Source organism: Prevotella rectalis, assembly GCF_900607215.1.
Taxonomy (GTDB): Bacteria; Bacteroidota; Bacteroidia; order Bacteroidales; family Bacteroidaceae; genus Prevotella; species Prevotella brunnea.
The window spans coordinates 470,028-471,253 of the sequence record NZ_LR027820.1; the positions used below are offsets into that span (position 1 = coordinate 470,028).

General features: G+C 46.7%; 1 protein-coding gene and 1 pseudogene. Both read right to left on the reverse strand.

Annotated features, from left to right (window positions below):
- Positions 1-160 precede the first annotated feature (160 nt).
- The gene (locus E0E16_RS02855) at positions 161-1,006 is read right to left on the reverse strand and encodes an IS3 family transposase (RefSeq protein ID WP_240048166.1); all 846 of its coding nucleotides are present in this window, start codon (positions 1,004-1,006) and stop codon (positions 161-163) included.
- A 32-nt stretch (positions 1,007-1,038) separates the two neighbouring features.
- A pseudogene (locus E0E16_RS13455) lies at positions 1,039-1,226 on the reverse strand (hypothetical protein); the annotation flags it as partial.

Consider the following 1,226-nt stretch of genomic DNA (forward strand, 5'->3'; position numbering starts at 1 on the left):
ATAAAAGAAGATGGACAACACCTAAGTTCCGTCATATTTTCGGCAAGGTCTTAGGGGGCTCGATGCCCCCTGGGACCTTTGGTGAAGATGGCATAAGACCGTCGTTCGCCATATTTTCGGCGTTCCAAAGATACTTTATATTTTTCTTTTTTGCAAGCATTTATCTCTTTTTCCAAAGATTTCTCCCGGGCTGTTCGCCTCTATAGACATCCATCGGACATTTCATTCCTATGCTCATATGCGGTCGTCTGTAGTTGTAGAAGGCTATTGCCTTGGAGATTTCCATGTTGGCCTGGTCATAATCTCGGTACATCTCCTGCTGGTAAATCCACTCAACCTTAAAGGTTCCATTCGTCCTTTCCGCCACAGGATTGTCCGTAGGATTGTACCGTTCTGTCATACTAACCCTGATATGGTGGCACATAAGAGTTTCAACATATAGGTGGCAGGCGTATTGCGAACCTCTGTCAGAGTGGTGTATCGTTCCGCAGAGGTTGCCTCCTCCGGCTGCCTTAACTGCCATTAGCAATGCCTCCTTCGTATTTATAGCCTCCATGGTTTCGGATAAGCACCAGCCTATGACAGCATGTGAGTAAACATCTGTAATGAGATGGAGGTACAGGACGTTGCCGTAAATCCAAACGTAGGTTATGTCGGCTGCCCAAATGTGGTTAGCATACATTGCCGTAACACCTTGTACAAGATTAGGATACTTCCTATAAGGATGATTGGAGTCCGTTGTACGTCTTCGCTTGTTCTTGGGAAGCATAAGTCCTTCTGAAGCAAGTAGTTTTAAGAAGGAGTCGCGACCATGAGTAACATCTTCACCTAGCTCCGACTTGAGGAGGACGTGCAGTTTCACACCGCCTATCCCGGGACAGCAGGCACGATAGTAGAGTACATTGTCAACTATCAGTTTACGCCTTTGCCGCTCAGAAATCACAAGCTTGCTGCTTGCGTAATACCACTGGCGTTTCTTGCCAAACAGCCCACAGAGGAATTCCACGGATACACCGGGAAACTCCTCACGCAGCGCCGTTACTGTTTGGCACCATCTTTTTTTAAGATGCTGATACCCTCCTCGGATTCGGCTATCTCTATGAGTTTCTCATAGGCACGGCTGCGCATCTTCTCCAAAGACAATGCGTGTTGGAGGTTCACTATCTTCTGGCGCAATATCTCATTGTCTGTCAAATTCGTTTCTTTATGAGCCATACGATACCTCT